The organism is Actinoplanes missouriensis 431 (genome assembly GCF_000284295.1).
GTDB classification, from domain to species: Bacteria; Actinomycetota; Actinomycetes; order Mycobacteriales; family Micromonosporaceae; genus Actinoplanes; species Actinoplanes missouriensis.
In genome coordinates, this window is the sequence record NC_017093.1 from 4,522,990 (window position 1) to 4,540,502 (window position 17,513).

The 17,513-nt window shown below is 72.1% G+C and carries 17 protein-coding genes and 1 rRNA gene; 11 read left to right on the forward strand and 7 right to left on the reverse strand.

Annotated elements, in window-relative coordinates; genetic code table 11:
- The first annotated feature begins 2 nt into the window (after positions 1–2).
- The 5 genes from AMIS_RS21225 to AMIS_RS21245 all read left to right on the forward strand — a co-directional run bounded on the left by AMIS_RS21225 (position 3) and on the right by AMIS_RS21245 (position 5,862).
- Positions 3–1,928, forward strand: coding sequence for a vWA domain-containing protein (locus tag AMIS_RS21225; RefSeq protein ID WP_014444429.1), 1,926 nt, complete (start codon positions 3–5; stop codon positions 1,926–1,928).
- On the forward strand, positions 1,925–3,220 hold the full coding sequence (locus AMIS_RS21230) for an extracellular solute-binding protein (protein ID WP_014444430.1): 1,296 nt from the start codon (positions 1,925–1,927) through the stop codon (positions 3,218–3,220). The genes AMIS_RS21225 and AMIS_RS21230 overlap by 4 nt, the downstream gene beginning before the upstream one ends.
- Positions 3,221–3,335: 115 nt before the next feature.
- Positions 3,336–4,100: a 3-hydroxyacyl-CoA dehydrogenase gene (locus tag AMIS_RS21235; RefSeq protein WP_014444431.1), complete on the forward strand. Its 765-nt coding sequence runs from the start codon at positions 3,336–3,338 to the stop codon at positions 4,098–4,100.
- A complete protein-coding gene (locus AMIS_RS21240) occupies positions 4,097–5,086 on the forward strand; it encodes an NAD(P)H-dependent flavin oxidoreductase (RefSeq protein WP_014444432.1) in 990 nt (329 codons plus the stop codon). The genes AMIS_RS21235 and AMIS_RS21240 overlap by 4 nt, the downstream gene beginning before the upstream one ends.
- Positions 5,083–5,862, forward strand: coding sequence for an enoyl-CoA hydratase-related protein (locus AMIS_RS21245; RefSeq protein WP_014444433.1), 780 nt, complete (start codon positions 5,083–5,085; stop codon positions 5,860–5,862). The genes AMIS_RS21240 and AMIS_RS21245 overlap by 4 nt, the downstream gene beginning before the upstream one ends.
- A gap of 10 nt (positions 5,863–5,872) precedes the next feature.
- On the opposite strand, the gene AMIS_RS21250 is transcribed toward AMIS_RS21245, so the two are convergent.
- Positions 5,873–7,828, reverse strand: coding sequence for an elongation factor G (locus tag AMIS_RS21250; RefSeq protein WP_014444434.1), 1,956 nt, complete (start codon positions 7,826–7,828; stop codon positions 5,873–5,875).
- A gap of 199 nt (positions 7,829–8,027) precedes the next feature.
- Here AMIS_RS21250 and AMIS_RS21255 point away from each other — a divergent pair, with 199 nt between their 5' ends.
- Genes AMIS_RS21255 through AMIS_RS21275 form a run of 5 tightly spaced genes read left to right on the forward strand, consistent with a single transcriptional unit; the run spans position 8,028 to position 12,091 of the window.
- Complete coding sequence (locus tag AMIS_RS21255) at positions 8,028–8,579, forward strand: RNA polymerase sigma factor (RefSeq protein WP_014444435.1); 552 nt, start codon at positions 8,028–8,030, stop codon at positions 8,577–8,579.
- Positions 8,576–9,367, forward strand: coding sequence for a cupin domain-containing protein (locus AMIS_RS21260; RefSeq protein WP_014444436.1), 792 nt, complete (start codon positions 8,576–8,578; stop codon positions 9,365–9,367). The genes AMIS_RS21255 and AMIS_RS21260 overlap by 4 nt, the downstream gene beginning before the upstream one ends.
- 14 nt (positions 9,368–9,381) lie before the next feature.
- Positions 9,382–10,182 (forward strand): ABC transporter ATP-binding protein, encoded by an 801-nt coding sequence (locus AMIS_RS21265; RefSeq protein WP_014444437.1) that lies wholly within the window; start codon positions 9,382–9,384, stop codon positions 10,180–10,182.
- Positions 10,179–11,489, forward strand: coding sequence for a hypothetical protein (locus AMIS_RS21270; RefSeq protein ID WP_014444438.1), 1,311 nt, complete (start codon positions 10,179–10,181; stop codon positions 11,487–11,489). The genes AMIS_RS21265 and AMIS_RS21270 overlap by 4 nt, the downstream gene beginning before the upstream one ends.
- Positions 11,486–12,091 (forward strand): hypothetical protein, encoded by a 606-nt coding sequence (locus AMIS_RS21275; RefSeq protein ID WP_014444439.1) that lies wholly within the window; start codon positions 11,486–11,488, stop codon positions 12,089–12,091. The genes AMIS_RS21270 and AMIS_RS21275 overlap by 4 nt, the downstream gene beginning before the upstream one ends.
- Here the strand turns inward: AMIS_RS21275 and AMIS_RS21280 are convergent.
- Entirely contained in the window at positions 12,078–12,665 is a 588-nt protein-coding gene (locus AMIS_RS21280; RefSeq protein ID WP_041829948.1) for a hypothetical protein, read from the reverse strand. The two genes, AMIS_RS21275 and AMIS_RS21280, sit on opposite strands and share 14 nt — an antisense overlap.
- A gap of 218 nt (positions 12,666–12,883) precedes the next feature.
- Between AMIS_RS21280 and AMIS_RS21285 the strand changes: the two genes are divergently transcribed.
- Entirely contained in the window at positions 12,884–13,306 is a 423-nt protein-coding gene (locus AMIS_RS21285; RefSeq protein WP_041831111.1) for a CAP domain-containing protein, read from the forward strand.
- A 104-nt stretch (positions 13,307–13,410) separates the two neighbouring features.
- Here the strand turns inward: AMIS_RS21285 and AMIS_RS21290 are convergent, their stop codons facing one another.
- From AMIS_RS21290 to rrf, 5 genes are all read right to left on the reverse strand, one after another.
- A complete protein-coding gene (locus AMIS_RS21290; RefSeq protein ID WP_014444442.1) occupies positions 13,411–14,184 on the reverse strand; it encodes an ABC transporter ATP-binding protein in 774 nt (257 codons plus the stop codon).
- Complete coding sequence (locus tag AMIS_RS21295) at positions 14,181–15,212, reverse strand: FecCD family ABC transporter permease (RefSeq protein ID WP_014444443.1); 1,032 nt, start codon at positions 15,210–15,212, stop codon at positions 14,181–14,183. The genes AMIS_RS21290 and AMIS_RS21295 overlap by 4 nt, the downstream gene beginning before the upstream one ends.
- 2 nt (positions 15,213–15,214) lie before the next feature.
- Entirely contained in the window at positions 15,215–16,231 is a 1,017-nt protein-coding gene (locus AMIS_RS21300) for a FecCD family ABC transporter permease (RefSeq protein WP_014444444.1), read from the reverse strand.
- Positions 16,212–17,216, reverse strand: a complete 1,005-nt coding sequence (locus AMIS_RS21305) for an ABC transporter substrate-binding protein (RefSeq protein WP_014444445.1) — start codon at positions 17,214–17,216, stop codon at positions 16,212–16,214. Before AMIS_RS21305 ends, AMIS_RS21300 begins: the two co-directional genes overlap by 20 nt.
- A 123-nt stretch (positions 17,217–17,339) precedes the next feature.
- Positions 17,340–17,456 (reverse strand): 5S ribosomal RNA (gene rrf, locus AMIS_RS21310).
- Positions 17,457–17,513 lie beyond the last annotated feature (57 nt).

The following is a 17,513-nucleotide window of genomic DNA, read 5'->3' on the forward strand; positions in this document are numbered from 1 at the left end:
GCGTGCCGGACGAAACGGGCGAGTCCGAAAAGGGTCACCGTCTGCACACCATCGTGGCCGGTCTGATCGCCATGGTGATCGTGGGAGTTTCGCTTTTCGCTCTGGAACGGGCGAACAACATCTACGTGCTGGCCGTCTCCGCGACGGTGCTGGCGGCCGTCACCCTCTGGACGTTCGCCATTCTCGCCTCGATCTCCAAGGCGGTCGAGGCGGGTTTCTCGCTGCCGCAGAGACTGCCGCGCCGGGCCCGGCTCATCCTGATCGGCGGCACGGTGATCGCCATCGTCACCGTGAGCGGCGTCGTCTTCGAGGCCACCCGCCCCGACATCTGCCCGCAGGCCTTGGAGCTGCGGATCCTCGCCTCGCCGGACGGCGCGCAGGCCACCCGCGAGCTCGCCCACGAGTACACCCGGGCCACCGCGCTCGGCAACGACGGCTGCCCGGCCGTCTACCCCTACGTCTACGCCGCCGGCACGTCGGTGGCGAGCGGCGCGCTGGCCCGGATGTGGACCGGCGCGAAACAGGACCGCCCGCTGGAGCACCTCGGACCGCGCCCGGACATCTGGCTGCCGGACTCCATGCTGGACGTGCGCCAGGTCGAGGAGATCGTGGTCAAGGGCACCCTGCCGTCACCGCTGGCCGGTGTCACGTCGATCGGGTCGTCGCCGATCGTGCTGGCCGGCACGCGGGTGACGGGTGTGCCGGAGTCCACCGACAACACCCTGCCGAAGCTGGTGTCGGCGGTGCTGGACCGGCCGGGCTTCGCGCCGGCGCTCGCCGCCGCGGATCCGCAGTCCTCGACGGCGGGCCTGCTCGCGGCGGACGTCTATCTGCGCGACGCGGAGGGCGAGATGGTCGGTGCCGACGTGGCCCGCCGCCGGACGCAGATCGTGGCCGACTCGGCGCCGCCGGCGGGCAGCGAGACCCGCCTGCTCTGTGCGTACCTGCGGGAGGGCCGGCTGCCGGAGACCGCGCTGACCAGCCTGCGGACGTGGAAGCGTTACCTCAAGGGCAAGCCGCTCGGCACGCCCGGCTGCACCACCCCGCGCACTCCCCCGTCGAACCTGCCGGAGCCGGTGGTGCTCGCCTCCGCGCCCGCCCTCGACCTCCCGTTCGTGCAGTTCACCTGGACCAGCACGCGGCACCGCGCGGAGGTCGAGCGGTTCCGCGCCTGGCTGCTCGGTGAGGACGCCGATCCGTACCTGCGGGAGGCCGGCCTCGGCGAGCCGCATTCCGCGTGTGCCGACCTCGCCCTCAACGCCTGCCTCCCCCGGGACCCCAAGAAAACCCTTTCCCTGTACGAGCGGGCGAAGCGTCCCGGACGCGTCCTGCTGGCCGTGGACACCTCGGGTTCGATGGCCGATCCCGCCGGTCCGGGCAAGGCGACCCGTTTTTCCGTCGCCGCGCGGGGCGTGGGCGAGGCCCTCGGCCAGATCGGCGCCCGGGACGAGTTCGGCCTCTGGTCGTTCCCGACGGTCAAGGGCCGCACCTCCCCGGAGCTGGTGAGCATCGGACCGGGCACCCCGCAGCACCGCACCACGGTGGTCGACACGCTGCGCACCGTGAAACCGGCCGGCGCGACACCGCTCTACACCACGGTCGTGGCCGGGATGCGCGAGCTCGCCGAGCCGGGCGGCGGCGACCGGATCCGGGCGATGGTGGTGCTCACCGACGGCGAGAACACCAGTGGTGATCTCAGTCTGGAACGGACCGTCGCGGAGGTGAAGCGGGCGGCCGGCGCCGACGTCCGGCTGTACGTGATCGCGACCGGCGAGGCCAGCTGCGACGACGGCGGCGGCGGCGCGGCCGATCCGGGTCCGCTGTACCAGCTCGCCCGCGCCGGCCGCGGCGCCTGCCTGCCGGCCGGCGCGCAGGAGCTGCCGGAAACGATGACCCGGCTCTTCGAGACGTTGTGGAGTGGAAAGTGACAAAGTTCCTGTCCGGGCCGTTCACCTGGTTCGTCGCGTTCCTGCTGGGAGTGCTGGTGATGGTCACCGCGGTGGCCGCCCGCAACGTGTTCCGGGAACCGGACGAGCCACGTCAGCAGCAGCAGCCGGGGCGCGCCGAGCTGGTGATCTACTCGGGGGTGGACGAGAGCACCGGCGGTCAGCGGCAGAAGCTGATCGAGGAGTGGAACGCGGAGAACCGGGACACCCCGGCCCGGCTGGTCAGCCTGTCGCGCAGCGCCGACGCCCAGCACAGCGAGATGCGGGCGACCGCCCAGTCGGACGTCTCGGACGCCGACGTCTACAACCTGGACACCACGTGGACCGCCGCGTTCGCCTCGGCCGGGTACATCCTGCCGCTGGACCCCTCGACCGACACCAGCGGATTCCTCGGGCCGCCGCTGGAGACCTGCCGGTTCGAGGGCAAGCTGTGGGCGCTGCCGTTCAACACCGACGCCGGGCTGCTCTACTACCGCAGGAGCGTGCCCGGCAGCGCGTTGCCGGCCGCGCTGCCGCCGGGGCCGAACGACGTGCGGGCGCTGCGGAACGCGATGCCGGGCATGGAGGCCGGGTTCGTCACCCCGCTCGACGCGTACGAAGGGCTCACCGTGAGCGCGCTGGAGGCGATCTGGGCGGAGGGCGGCGAGGTGTACGACCAGGAGAAGGACCTGGTCGTGATCGACAGTAAACAGGCGCGGGAGGGCTTGCGGAAACTGGCCGCGGCGATGGACCGGGTCGACGACCTGCCGCCGGCCGTGCACCCGAAGTCGATGACGTTCCGCGAGGACACCAGCCGGGAGGCGTTCCGGGAGGGCAAGGTCGCGCTGATGCGGAACTGGCCGGTGGCGTACGGACTGCTGCGCTCCGGCGACAAACCGCTGACCGACTTCGACGTCCGGTCGCTGCCCGGCCCCAGTGTGCTGGGCGGGCAGAACCTGGCGGTGGCGAGCAGCACCGACAACCCGCGGGCGGCGCAGAAGCTGATCCAGTTCCTGACCAGCGAGGAGAGCGAGCGCCGGCTGTTCCGTGACGGCGGCCTGGCGGCCACCCGCACGGCCGTCTACAACGACCCGGCGGTGATTCGCTTCCAGCCGTACGCCTCGACGCTGAAGCAGGCCGTGGAGAACGCGAAGGCCCGCCCGGAGACCACGCACTACGCGCTGTTCAGCAGCACCTTCCAGGACATCGTGACGCAGACGCTGAACAGCGACGGCAAGCTGCCGGACGACGCGGTGAAACGGCTCACCGAGGCGCTGAACGGACGCATCGTCTAGCCGCCCGGATTCCGCATTAACAGACAGCCTTGACTGTTTCTGGGTCCACGGTGAAGACTCGGCAGGCGCGGACCCCGCTGCCGGCGGTCCGGCTGGACTGCGAAGGGGATCTGACGTGAGACTGACCGAACACGACGTGGCGCTCGTCACCGGCGGCGCCTCCGGCCTCGGGCTCGCCACCGTGCGGGCGCTCGCCGCCGAGGGCGCGAAGGTGGTGATCGTCGACCTGCCCTCCTCCGACGGCAAGGACGTCGCCGAGCGCCTCGGCGACGCGGTCCGCTTCAGCCCCGCCGACGTGACGAGCGAGGAAGCCGTCTCCACCGCGATCGACCTGGCCGCCGGGCTGGGCCGGCTGCGGGCCGTGGTGAACTGCGCGGGCATCGGCACGCCGGCCCGCGTGCACGGCAAGAACGGCCCGTTCCCGCTGGATCTGTTCCGCCGCACCATCGAGGTCAACCTGATCGGCAGCTTCAACGTGATCCGGCTGGCCGCATCCGTCCTGAAGGCGGCCGAGCCGGTCGACGGCGAGCGCGGCGTCATCGTCAACACCGCCTCGGTCGCCGCGTTCGAGGGGCAGATCGGGCAGGCCGCCTACTCGGCCTCCAAGGGCGGCATCGTCGGCATGACGCTGCCGATCGCCCGTGAGCTTGCCTCCTCGCTGATCCGGGTGGTCACGATCGCGCCCGGCCTGTTCGAGACGCCACTGCTCGCCGGCCTGCCCGAGGACGCGAAGGCCTCGCTCGGCGCCCAGGTGCCGCACCCGGCCCGGCTCGGCAGGCCCGAGGAGTACGCGGATCTGGTGTCGAGCATCGTGCGCAACCCGATGCTGAACGGCGAGACGATCCGGCTGGACGGCGCGATCCGGATGGCGCCGCGATGAGCCCGGCGCTGAGCACCCGGTTCACCGAGACATTCGGGATCCGGCACCCGATCGTGCAGGGCGGCATGCAGTGGGTGGGCCGCGCCGAGCTGGCCGCCGCGGTCTCCGACGCCGGCGGCCTCGGCATGATCACCGCGCTCACCCAGCCCACCCCGGCGGACCTCGCGGCCGAGATCGAGCGCGCCCGGCGCCTCACCGACCAGCCGTTCGGCGTGAACCTCACGATCCTGCCGACGATCACGCCGCCGCCCTACGACGAGTACCGCCGGGTGATCGTGGACTCCGGAGTGACCATCGTGGAGACCGCCGGGTCTAACCCGGAGCCCCACATGGAGATGTTCAAGGCCAACCACATCAAGATCATTCACAAATGTACGAGTGTGCGCCACGCTCTCAAGGCCGAGGCGGTCGGCGTGGACGCGGTCAGCATCGACGGTTTCGAGTGCGCGGGGCATCCCGGCGAGGACGACATCCCGGGCCTGGTCCTGATCCCGGCGGCCACCGAGCGGCTCACCATCCCGGTCCTCGCCTCCGGCGGATTCGCCGACGCGCGCGGGCTGGTCGCGGCCCTGGCGCTCGGGGCCGACGGGATCAACATGGGCAGCCGGTTCATGTGCACCGCCGAGTCCCCGATCCACGACAAGGTGAAGCAGGCCATCGTCGACGGCGACGAGCGCGGCACCCAGCTGATCTTCCGGCAGCTGCGCAACACCGCGCGGGTGGCCGGCAACGCGGTGAGCCGCGAGGTCGTGGAGATCCTCCAGGGCGGCGGCACGTTCCCGGACATCAAGTCCCTGGTGGCCGGCGCCCGGGGCCGCAAGGTCTTCGAGGAGGGCGACCTGGACGCCGGCATCTGGACCGTCGGCATGGTGCAGGGCCTGATCCACGACGTGCCCACCTGCGGCGAGCTGATCGACCGCATCGTCACCGAGGCCGCCGAGCTCATCGACAACCGCCTGCGCCGGGTGACGGCGGTGACGGCATGACCGCGGCGGCGCCGGAGATCGGCTGTCGCCGGGACGGGCCGGTCCTGCGGATCACGCTGAACCGGCCGCACGTGCTCAACGCGGTCACCGAGACCGTCCTGCGCGACCTGGCCGACCTGATCACCGAGGCCGGCGAGGACCCGGAGGTGCGGGTCCTCGTCCTGGCCGGGGCGGGCCGGGCGTTCAGTTCCGGCGCCGACCTCACCACGGTCACCGAGATCTCGTCCCCGGCCGGGACCATCCACGCCGCGAACCAGGTGATCCGCAGCATCGGCGCGGTCCCGCAGCCGGTGGTCGCCGCCGTGCAGGGCGCGGCTGCCGGGGTGGGCTGCTCGATCGCGCTCGCCTGCGACCTGGTGCTGGCCTCGTCGGACGCGTACTTCCAGCTGGCGTTCGTCAGGGTCGGCCTGATGCCGGACGGCGGCGCGACCCTGCTGGTCCCGGCCGGCGTCGGCCGGGCCCGGGCCATGTCCCTCGCCCTGCTCGGCGACCGGCTCCCGGCGGCCACGGCGGCCGAGTGGGGGCTGATCCACCGGGTGGTCGACCCGGCCTCGCTCGCCGCCGGCGTCGACGACCTCGCCGGCCGCCTGTCCCGCAGCGCCCCGCTCGCCCTGGCCGCGACGAAGCGGGCCGTCAACGCCGCCACGCTCGGCGGCCTCGAGGACAGCATGGGACGCGAGCTGGAGGGCCAGTCGGCGCTGCTGACCAGCGCCGACTTCCAGACGGCGGTGTCCGCGTTCCGCGAGAAGAAGACACCCGACTTCGCCGGCCGATAACCGCACCCGGTCACCGGGGGACGGCGCGGAACCAGGCCTCCCGGTCGCCGGGGTCGGGGCCGCGCCGGGGCAGCACCGGCGGCTCCTCGCCGGTGACCGGGGCGTAGTGGTCGAACGTCGCGGTCAGCACCGCCTCGCCGCCGGTGAGGTCGGGCAGCACCGCGACGACCTGCGGCACCCGCGACGACGGCAGGACACCGCTCACCTCCAGGTGCCCGCCCGCCTCCACGGTGTCGGAGATGACCGCGCCGAACCGGCCGAGCAGCGCCGTCACGGCGTCGAACACGTGGTGCGGCACGTTCACGTCGAACCGCTCGACCGGCTGGCACACCCGGCTGCCGGCCCGGCGCAGCGCGGCGGTCACCACGACCGGAGCCAGGTGGCGGAAATCCGCGGCCACGCTGGAGATCGACTTGTCGAACTTCTGGTGCGGTCTGCTCTGCCGGGGGTAGTACTGCGACGACGTCATGGTGACCGTGCAGTCGGTGACCGGCCAGCCGGACAAGCCCTGGCGCAGCCCGGCGCGCACACCCTCCTCGGTGGCCGCCACGAACGCCGGTGGCAGCCGGCCGGGTTCGACGCCGGGGCGGAACTCGATGCCGTGCCCGACCGGCGCCGCCTCGATCCGCAGACCCACCCCGGCCAGGTACGGGTTGCCCCGCTCCTTGATCCGATCCTCGGCCGCCCCGGTGCCGGTGACCCGCTCGATGCAGGCGGTCAGCGTGCCGGAGAAGCGCACCCGCACCCCGTACCGGTCCTCCAGCAGCGCGGCGATCACCTCTTTCTGGACCTCGCCGTGCAGCCGGATCACCGCCTCCGCCTGGTGTTCGTCGAGGCGCAGGTCGACCAGCGGGTCCTCGTCGGCGAGTTCGGCCAGACCGGCGAAGAGCGCCAGCCGCTGGCCGGGCTCGACCGGCTCGACCAGGGCCTGCCGGGTCGGTGGCGGGAAGCGGTAGAGGTTGCGCCGGGGCGGGTCGCCGACGTGCTGGCCGATCCGGGCGGACAGGCCGCGGATCGCGGCGATCTGCCCGGCCGACGCGGACGGGCGCACCTGGACGCCGTCGGGCTCGCTGACCGCGATCTGGGTGACCGTCTGCGGGCGGTCGCCGGCGAGCGCCACCCGGTCACGGACGCGCAGGCTGCCCGACCAGAGGCGCACCCAGGCGCGCCGGCCGTGGCGGTCCCGGTCGACGGCGAAGACCGTGCCGGCGAGCGGCCCGTCCCGCTCGTCGCAGCGCGGCAGCAGCTCGGCCAGGATCCGGCGCAGCTGCGGCACCCCGGCGCCGGTGATCGCCGAGCCGCACGTGACCGGGCTCAGCTCGGCGCGGCGGACCGACCGCCGGATCACCCGCCGGACGTCACGCGCGGGCACCGGCTCGCCGGACAGCCACCGGCCGGCGACCGTGTCGTCGGCCTCCGCGACGGCTTCCACGACCGGCTCGCTGTCGAGTGCGATCGGCCGTACCCGGGCATGGGTCTGCCCTTGATCGGTGACCGTGGTGAGCAGGACCGGGCGGGTGGCCAGGCGCTGCCGGAGCTGGGTGACCACGCGGCCGACGTCGGCGCCCCGGCGGTCCACCTTGTTGAGGAAGAAGAGCGTCGGCACGCCGATGCGGCGCAGCGCCCGCCAGATCGCGACGGTCTGCGGCTGGACGCCCTCGACGCTGGAGACCACCAGGACGGCGGCGTCCAGCACGGCGAGGGACCGCTCGACCTCGGCGATGAAATCCGGGTGGCCCGGGGTGTCGAGGAGGTTGACGGTGAGACCGCCGAGGTCGATCGAGGTGACGGCGGCGCGGATGGTGATGCCGCGCCGGCGCTCGAGGTCCATCGAGTCGGTGCGGGTGGTGCCGTCGTCGACGCTCCCCGGACTCCGGACCGCGCCCGCTTCGAAGAGCAGGCGCTCGGTCAGGCTGGTCTTGCCGGCGTCAACATGGGCGACGATTCCGAGATTCAACAATGCCAAGGCAGAACTCCACGGTAGGACGGTCAGGGGTCCGAAGCGTGGAAGCTGCTCGCATGGCACTCTCCTCGTCGTCAGTGACTGGGCGTTGTTCACCCTGGCACCGGCGCGATGCCCCCGCCACCGATTTACCGGAGGCAGAAGTGACCCAGGTCACACGATCTGGTGAACCCATGATGATCGGCGCGTCGTCTTGCCGGATGTGAAACGAAACCTGAGTGCGGCCGACGAGGACGAGCTGGTCCGCCGCACCGCCGCCGGGGACCGGCGCGCGTTCGACGAGCTGTACCGGCGCACCTCGCCGTGGCTGCTCACCCGGCTGCGGCGGCGCTGCGCCGACGACGACGTGGTCGCCGACGTGATGCAGGAGACCTACCTCGCCGTCTGGCGGGCCGCCGGCAGCTTCGCCGGGGCGGCCACGTCGGGCAGCGCCGCCGGCTGGCTCTGGACGATCGCCGCGCACCGCCTGGTCGACGCGTTCCGGCGGCGGGCCCGGCACAACCAGGTGCCCGCGGTGCAGATGTCCGACGCGATCGCCCCGGCCGCCGAGGACGAGGTGATGGCCGGCCGGGTCGCACACGAGCTGGAGCAGGCGCTGCTGGAGCTCCCGTCCGAGGCACGGGAGGTGCTCCGGGCGATGGTCCTCGACGGCTTCTCCGTCCGGGAGACGTCACTGCTGCTGGGCGTACCCGAAAGCACTGTCAAATCGCGGGCCCGCAGGGCTCGCATCGCTCTGCGGGAGGCACTGTCGTGACCACGCATCCGAGCCGGGCGGTGATCGCCCGCTACGCCGACCGCGACACGGACCTCGACGAGGTCACCATGTGGTCCCTGGAGGTGCATCTGGAGGAGTGCGCGGACTGCCGAGCGGTGCTCGCCGGCAGCACCCCCGACGACTCCCGGGCCCTGCTCGACCGGATCGCCGCCGGCCTCGACGCCGGCATCGCCGCCGGTCCGGCGCCCACCCCGGTACGGACGATCCGCCGCCGCTGGATGGTGTGGAGCCTGGCGCCCTGGCTGATCATGACCGTCGCCGTGCTGGCCTGTGCGGTGACCCTGCAGGTGCTGCAGCCGAGTCTGCCGTCGCTGGTCACACTCCTGGCCCCGGTGGCGCCGCTGCCCGGCGTCGCGATCGCCTGGAGCCGCCGCGCCGACCCGGCCTGGGAGCTGATCGCCGGCACCCCGGCGGCCGGGCTGACGATGCTGCTGCGGCGCACCGCCGGGGTGCTCGCCGTGGTGATTCCGGCGCTCGCGCTGGGCAGCAGCCGTACCGGAGGCTCGCTGGCCGTCGCGCTCCTGCCGTGCCTGGCCTTCACCGCCGCGACCATCGCCCTGGGTGGCTTCGTCGGTGTCCGCCGTGCCGCCATCGCGCTCGGCGCCCTCTGGGTGCTCGCCGTGGTGGTGCCGACCGTCGCCACCGCGCGGCTGCCCGTGCTGTTGCAACCGGCCAGCGCCACCGCCTGGGCACTGACCGCCCTCCTCCTCGCCGGCCTGGCGTTCCTGCGGGCCGACAACTTCCGCCGCCTGACCAGTCACCACTGAAAGAAGATCCCCTCATGCGTACGGTGAACGCGGCCGAGACGGCCCCCACCACACATCCCTGGGCAGTGCACGCCGAGAAACTCCAGGTGCGCGCCGGCCGCCATCTGGCCGTCGACGGGCTCGACCTGGCCCTGGGCCGCGGCGTGCACGGGCTGCTCGGCCCGAACGGCGCCGGCAAGACCACCCTGATGCGCGCCCTCGCCACGGTCCTCAAGCCGGCCGGCGGGCGGCTCACCCTGCTCGGCGAGCAGGTGGACGGCCGCGCCGACCTGCGGCTGGTCCGCCGCGGGCTGGGCTATCTGCCGCAGCAGTTCGGGTTCTACCCGCGCTTCACGGTCCGCGAGTTCGTCGAGTACATGGCGTGGCTCAAGGAGATGCCGAAGACCGCGGTGCCGGGCGCCACCCAGCGGGCGATCGAGCGCGTGGGGCTGGCCGGCAAGGCCGACGCGCGGATGAAGACGCTCTCCGGCGGCATGCTGCGCCGTGCCGGGATCGCGCAGGCCATCGTCAACGACCCGGCCGTGCTGCTGCTCGACGAGCCCACGGTCGGCCTCGACCCGGAACAGCGGCTCGACTTCCGGGAGCTGCTGCGCGACATCGGCGTGGACAGCTGCGTGCTGGTCTCCACCCACCTGGTCGAGGATGTGGTGGCGGCCTGCACCGACGTGGTGATGATGAGCGAGGGGCGGCTGGTCTATCAGGGCACCCCGGACGACCTGACCCGGCAGGGCGGGCCGGCCGACGCCGGCGACAGCCCGGCCGAGCGCGGGTACTCGGCGCTGCTGCGCCGGCACCGGGCGGAGGGCAACCGATGACCCGCATTCTCGGCATCGAGCTGCGCCGGTCCGCGGCGCTCGGATCCGCCCTGACCGTGTTCGTGGTCGGCACGCTGCTGCTGTACTTCGCCGAGGGCATCGCGTTCGCCACCGGCTGGATGCAGCTCGCCATGACGCAGCGGCTCTTCCTGGCCCTGCTCTGGCCGATCGCCCTGGCAGCCGGCGCCTGGCAGGCCTCCCGCGAGCACCGGTCGAAGGTGGGCGAGCTGTTCGCCAGCACGCCCCGGCCGATCCACCTGCGGGTGATCCCGATCCTCGCCGCGATGACGCTCGCGGTCACCGCCGGATACCTGGCGATGGGTGTCGCCGGCGGGCTGTGGATCGTCCGCACCGCCGCGTACGTCCCGGCACAGGCGTTCGTCGTCACGGCGGTCGGCGTGCTGTCGCTCGTCGCCGCGGTCTGGCTGGGCCTGGCGGTCGGCCGGCTGCTGCCGTGGCGGGCCACCGCACCGGTCCTCGCCGTGGCCGGTCTGGGGCTGCTGCTGGGCATCCCGGCCGCGACCAGGCCGCGCGGCTGGCTGGCGCTGGTCTTCTCGCCGATCACCGAGATGAACATGCCGGACGCCTACACCACCGTCCCCGCCCGGGCCAGCGCCGCGCAGGCGCTCTGGATGGCCGCCCTCGCGGTCACCGCCCTGCTGCTGTTCGCGTCCCGGAGCTGGCGCGGCCGGGTGGCGGCGCTGCTGCCCGTGGTGGTCGGCGCCGCGCTGGCGATCACGGTGATGCCGCACCAGAACCGGTACGTCATCGACGCGATCGACCCCGTCGCGCGGGAGCTGGTCTGCGAGGACCGGGTCTGTGTCAGCCGGGTCCACTCCGGGCTGCTGCCGGAGATCGCCGGACCGGCCCGGGAGGCTCTGACGATCATGGCGAAGCTGCCGGGCGCGCCGACCCGGGTGCACGAGGACACCACCACGTACCGGCCGGACGTGCACCCGGAGCCGGACCCGGCCGTGGCGCTGCTGCGCGTCGAGGTCGGCACGGACGGGCACGTGAAGGACCGGGACGGCCTGCTGGCCGAGGTGGTCGCCGGGGCCTTCCGCAACCCGCCGAGCTGTGACGACCCCGGTTTGCAGACGGACCAACTGGCCGCCGCGTACTGGCTGATCGGCCGGGAGCCGGTGATCTCGGCGGAGTACCCCGCCGACGTCGGCGCCGAGATCGTGGCCCTGTGGAGCCGCCTGCGGGAGCTGCCGCAGGACGAGGCGCAGTCCCGGGTGGTGGCCCTGCGCGCCGCCGGGCAGCGCTGCGCGGGCGTCAGTCTCTTCGGAGAGAGCACGTCGTGAGGCTGCTGACGCTCTACCTGCGCTCGCGGCGGGTGCCGGCCGCACTGCTCGGCGCCGCCGGTGTCATGGCGCTGATGTGGGTGCTCGCCCGGACGCTCTCCAAGAGCCCCGCCGCCGACGTGCAGCTGGTCATGCTGACGGTCCTGCTGCTGGTCGTCGCCCTGACCGCCACGCTCGGCGGCCCGGACGACGCGCTGGAGTCGACGGCGGCGTTCTCCTGGGTGCCACGCCGGGCGGTCCACCTGCTGGCGGCGCTCCTGGTCGTGGTGGCGCTGATGCTCGCCACCCAGCTGACCGGCGCCCGGTTCGGCCCGGCCGGGCTGGTGATCCGGGACGCGGCCGGCCTGCTGGGGCTGACCGCCCTGGGAGCGGCCACGGCCGGGGTGTCCCGGTCGTGGTTCCTGCCGCTCGGCTGGACCCTGGGGGCGACGCTGTTCCCGCAGGGCGAGTCACTGGTCGGGCGGGTGCTGACCTGGCAGGCGCAGGAGCCGTCCAGCACCGCCGCGGCGGTGACGGCCGGGGTGTTCGCGGTGAGTGGGCTCATCGCGTACGCGATGAGCGGCCCGGCCCACGGCGCCCCCGCCGAGGCTACGCAGCGGTGACCGGTGGTTTCCCGTTCGCGGCCAGGAAGCCGCCGAATCCTCCGACCAGCGCGACCAGGCCGACCACCAGCACGACAAGACCGGCGGACCGGCTGTCGTCGCCGAGCATCAGCAGGCCGCCGAGCACGGTGACCGGGAACCCGAAGGTGAGGGCGAGGACCGCCAGCTCGCCCGCCCGGTGGATGCGTTTGCCCTCCTCGCGGGCCCGGCGGCGGTTGGCGGTGGCCTGCGCGACGCGCAGGGCGACCAGCCCGAGGTAGACGACGGCGACCGCGAGGGCCGCCCAGATCACCAGCGGGAAACCACCGTCGTCGACGGCGACATGACCGATGTCGCCGACCGGGTACACCTCGACCGACTGACCGACCGCAAGGCCGTCAGCGCCGTCCACCATGGCGCTGACGGCCTTGCCGTTGTCGGCCCAGGTCACGAAGCACTCGTCCCGGCAGCTCTCCACCACGGCCTGCGCGCGGGGTGAGAAGAGGTAGCGGTATCCGTTCTGCATCCAGAGGAAGAGGATCCCGAGCGCCAGGATCGACATCATCGGCCATTTGGGCCATTTGTTGAAAACCACGGCGACAGCCAATCAGGGAAGTCGATCTGCCGCAATCCTGACCCGGCAACCGAGTGGTGACCGTTGCGCACCGCTTCCCTAATCCGGCCCGCCGGGACTGGGCCGAACAGAACAGCGCAACCGCGAAACACCTACGAAAGGGACCGCTCTTGCGCACCGTTCTTCGCCGCTTCGCCCTGGCCGTCGTCCTCACCCCGGCCGCCATCGGCGCCGCCACGATGATCGCCGGACCCGCCGAAGCCGCACCGGCGAAGACGTCCGAGACCGCCCTGCAAACCGAAATCAACCGCCTCATCAACATCGAGCGCACCGACCACGGCTGCGACGCCCTCACCGTCGACGCCAAACTCACCACCGCCGCCCGCGCCCACAGCGCCTGGATGGCCCGCACCGGCAGCTTCTCGCACACCGGCCGCAGCGGCTCCAACTTCGTCGCCCGCACCAAGGCCGCCGGCTACACCAAACCCTCCGCCGAGAACATCGCCTACGGCTACCGCACCGCCGCCCAGGTCGTCAACGGCTGGATGAACTCCCCCGGCCACCGCACCAACATCCTCAACTGCACGTCCAAGACCGTCGGCGTCGGCGCCGTCTACAGCGACAACGGCACCCCCTACTACACCCAGGACTTCGGTTACTGAGGACCAACTGAAACGAACAGACCAGCGATGTCCCAGCCGCTCCCCCTGCGGCTGGGGCATCGCCGTTTTCCGGCCGTTGAAACCTGCCCCGGTGGCGACGGCCCTCAGGCGGGCACCACGATCGGCGTCCCGGCGACCGGATCGGTCACGATGACGCAGCTCAGCCCGAACACCTTCGCCACCAGCTCCGCGGTGATCACCTCGGCCGGCGGCCCCTCGGCGACGATGGCGCCGCCGGCCATCGCGATGACGTGGTCGCAGAAACGGCTGGCCAGGTTGAGATCGTGCAGCACCGCGACGATCGTCTTGCCGGCGTCCTCGTTCAGCGTGCGCAGCAGCCGGAGCAGCTCCACCTGATGGTTGATGTCGAGGAACGTGGTCGGCTCGTCGAGCAGCAGCAGGTCGGTGTCCTGCGCGAGCGCCATCGCCACCCACACCCGCTGCCGCTGCCCGCCGGAGAGCTGCTGCAACGGCCGGTCGGCGAGATCAGCGGTGCCGGTCGCCTCGAGCGCCCGGGCCACCGCCTCGTGATCGCCGTCGGTCCACCGGCGGAACCAGCCCTGATGCGGGTAGCGTCCCCGCGCGACCAGGTCGGCGACGGTCACCCCGGCCGGCGCGACCGGTGACTGCGGCAGCAGGCCGAGCACCTTCGCCACCTCGACCGTGCTCATCCCGCTCATCACCGCGCCGTCCAGCCGTACCTCGCCGGCCCGGGGTTTGAGCAGCCGGGCCAGGCCGCGCAGCAGCGTCGACTTGCCGCAGGCGTTGGCGCCGACGATCGCCGTCACCTTCCCGTCGAGGATGTCGGCGTCCAGATCGGTCACGACCGCCCGGTCGTCGTATCCGAGGGTCAGTCCTCGGGCGTTGAGCCGTGTCACCCGCCCACTCCTTTCCGGTTCGTCGTGGCCAGCAGCCACAACAGGTACGGGGCGCCGACCGCCCCGGTGACCACACCCGTCGGCAGCGGTGCCGGCAGCAGGTGCACGGCGACGAGGTCGGCGGTGAGCATCAGCGCGGCGCCGGTGAGCGCGGCCGCGGCGATGCCACCGGTCGCCGGGCCGAGCAGCCGGTTCGCGACCGGGCCGGCCACCAGCGCCACGAAGATGATCGGCCCGGCCACCGCCACCGCGAGCGCGACCAGCAGGACCGCGACCGCGAGCAGGGCGGCACGGCTCGATTCGGTACGGGTGCCCAGCGCCCGTGCCGTGTCGTCACCCAGTTCCAGCGCCCGCAGGTGCCGTTGCAGTCCGATCGCGATCAGCAGCAGCGGGGGTAGCGCGTACAGCAGAACCCGCAGCTCACTGTCGCTGGCCTGCCCGACCGAGCCGGTGAGCCAGTGCATCGCCTGGCGCGCCTCGGTCAGTTTGGCGCGGCTCAGCACGTACCCGACGAGGCCGTCGAAGAACGCCGCGATGCCGATGCCGATCAGGATGAAGCGATATCCGCTGACCCCGTCGCGCCAGGCCAGCACATACATGAGCAGGGCCGCCAGCAGCGCGCCGCCGAGCGCGTACGCGCACACCACCAGCCCCGCGGCCTGCAGGAACACGATGCTCCCGGCGGCGGCGAGGCTCGCGCCCGAGGTGATGCCGACGAAGTCCGGTGACGCGAGCGGGTTCCGCAGCAACTGCTGGAAGATCGTCCCGGAGGCGCCGAGAGCGAGGCCCACGGCCAGCGCCGTGGTGGCGGTCGGCAGGCGCAGGCCACGCACCACGAAGTCGACGCCGGCGTTGGACTCCAGATGCAGCACCGACGTGATGACCTGCCACGCGGTCAGCCGGAAACTGCCGACCATCATGGTCAGCACGAACAGCGCGACGACGAAGCAGGCGAGCCCGGTGGTGACGACCAGGGACCGGGTGGCCCGGCGGCGATGGGTCGCCTTGATCACGGTGAGAGTGGTCATTCTCAGACCTCCGCCAGCCGCGCGTACCGCACGATGCCGATGAACACCGGCGCGCAGAGCACCGCGAGCACCACACCGACCTGCAGCTCACCGGGCGCCCCGGCGATCCGTCCGAGCACGTCGGCGAGGAGCAGCAGGACCGGGGCGAGCAGCATCGAGTACGGCAGGATCCACCTGTAGTCCGGCCCACAGAGGAACCGCGCCAGGTGCGGCACCACCAGGCCGATGAACACGATCGGTCCACACGCGGCGGTGGCCGCCCCGGCCAGGATCGCCACCACACCGAACGCGGCGGTCCGGGTCAGCCCGACACGCTGGCCGAGGCCGCGCGCCACGTCCTCGCCGAGCGCCAGCCCGTTCAGCATCCGCCCCAGCGCGAGGCTGGCCAGCAGCCCGAGGATCAGAAACGGCGCCACCCCGGTCAGGATCGGCAGGTACCGCCCGGCGAGCGACCCGACCTGCCAGAACCGCAGCTCGTTGAGCGCGTCGATGTTCGTCATCACGATCGCCGAGGTGAGCGAGCCGAGCCCGGCCGTGACGGCGGCGCCGGCCAGCGCGAGTTTCACCGGCGTGGCGCCCTCCCGGCCCATCGACGCGATCGCGTAGACCAGCACCGTCGCGAGGATCGCGCCGGCGAACGCGAACCAGACGTAGACTCCCGCGCCGCGCACCCCGAGCACCGTGATCGCGAAGACCACGAACGCGGCGGCGCCGGAGTTGATGCCCATGATCCCGGCGTCGGCGAGCGGGTTCCGGGTCACCCCTTGCAGGATGGCGCCGGCGACGCCGAGGGCCGCGCCCACCAGAACCCCCAACAGGGTACGGGGGACGCGCAGCTCCAGCGTGACCGTGCTGGTGACCGTCCCGTCGTCGCCCGCGCCCAGGTTCCCCAGCGCCCGCAGGACGTCGGCCAGATCGATCGACCGGGAGCCCTGCGTGACGCTGAGGAACGCGACGACCGCGAGCAGGGCGCCCAGGACGACGAGCCCGGCGACCCGATTAGTTGCCGACGTTCTCATCAGCGCCGTTGATCACGGTGGTCAGCTTCTCCAGCTCGGTCGCGAAGTCCTCGTAGGTGTGCAGCCAGTAGGCCGGCCACGCGGTCACGGCGCCCGCCTTGGCCGCCTTGATCTCGAACCAGGTGGGCTGCTTCTTGCCGAACTCGGCGTTCAGCGTGTCCTTGTAGGCGCGGCCGTCCCAGAGGATCAGGTCGGGCTGGTACTTGTCGGCGTTCTCCCAGCTCAGCGTCTCCCAGTACGGGAAGTCCTTGTCCGGGGCGGCCGGGTCCAGCACCTTGAGGCCCCAGCGCTGGAAGTCGAGCAGCTCCGGCGCGTACTTCGGGTTGGCGACGTAGACCTTCTCGTCGGTCGGCGACATCCCGGCGGCGGTGAGGTTCGGCTTCGCCGCGGTCGCCGCCTTGAACGCCTCGACCGCCTTCTCGTACCGCTGCTTGTGCGCGGCGATCTGCGGGTCGTCCACCTTCGCGCCGAGGCTCTTCGCCAGCTGCTCGTAGCCTTCCGCGAGGTCGGCGATCGACTCACCCTGGGCGACACCGGCGATGGGCGCGAGCTCGGCGAGTTTCTTGCTCTTCTCGTCAACACCCTCTTCCAGGCCGGAGTACGCCTTTTCGGCCGGCCACCAATCGCCGACGATCAGGTCCGGGGCCAGGGAGGCCGCCTTCTCGACGTCGATCTTGCCCCACTCCTCGCCGAGGATGGTGATCCCGGTCAGGTCGAGGTCCTTGAGGTTCAGGTCGGTCTTCACCGGCTCGTCGGCGTAGATGCCGACCGGCTTGATCCCGAACGACATCAGCGCCGCTGCCTCGCCGGCGTGCGCGATGATCCGGGACGGAACCTTCTCCGCCGTGACCACCTGACCGTTGCCGCTGGTGAACGACCAGGGGCCGGCGGCCGCGGCGGGTTCCTCGGTGGACGCGTTACCGCCGCAGCCGGCGAGCAGAGCGCCCAGAGTCGCGACTGTCAGAACTGAACGCCAGGTATGCATTTATGGCCTGCCCTATCAACTGTCTCGTCGGTTAGGGGAGGCTAACCTAATCTCACAGGTTTTGCATAGCCTGAAATGCAGAAAGGCCCACCCGTTATCCGGGTGGGCCTTTCTATAAGTTGAGTCCGGCGGCGTCCTACTCTCCCACACCCTCCCGAGTGCAGTACCATCGGCGCTGGAGGGCTTAGCTACCGGGTTCGGAATGTAACCGGGCGTTTCCCCACCGCTATGACCACCGAAACAACTGCCAACAAACCGCAACCAGCAACCCGATGAAATCAACCGGGGTGGTTGTTC

Coding starts and splice junctions, on each gene's coding strand:
- AMIS_RS21245 (WP_014444433.1), top strand. CDS start 5,083: ATGACCGCGGCGGCGCCGGAGATCGGCTGTCGCCGGGACGGGCCGGTC.
- AMIS_RS21240 (WP_014444432.1), top strand. CDS start 4,097: ATGAGCCCGGCGCTGAGCACCCGGTTCACCGAGACATTCGGGATCCGG.
- AMIS_RS21285 (WP_041831111.1), top strand. CDS start 12,884: ATGATCGCCGGACCCGCCGAAGCCGCACCGGCGAAGACGTCCGAGACC.
- AMIS_RS21295 (WP_014444443.1), bottom strand. CDS start 15,212: ATGACCACTCTCACCGTGATCAAGGCGACCCATCGCCGCCGGGCCACC.
- AMIS_RS21265 (WP_014444437.1), top strand. CDS start 9,382: ATGCGTACGGTGAACGCGGCCGAGACGGCCCCCACCACACATCCCTGG.
- AMIS_RS21300 (WP_014444444.1), bottom strand. CDS start 16,231: ATGAGAACGTCGGCAACTAATCGGGTCGCCGGGCTCGTCGTCCTGGGC.
- AMIS_RS21270 (WP_014444438.1), top strand. CDS start 10,179: ATGACCCGCATTCTCGGCATCGAGCTGCGCCGGTCCGCGGCGCTCGGA.
- AMIS_RS21305 (WP_014444445.1), bottom strand. CDS start 17,216: ATGCATACCTGGCGTTCAGTTCTGACAGTCGCGACTCTGGGCGCTCTG.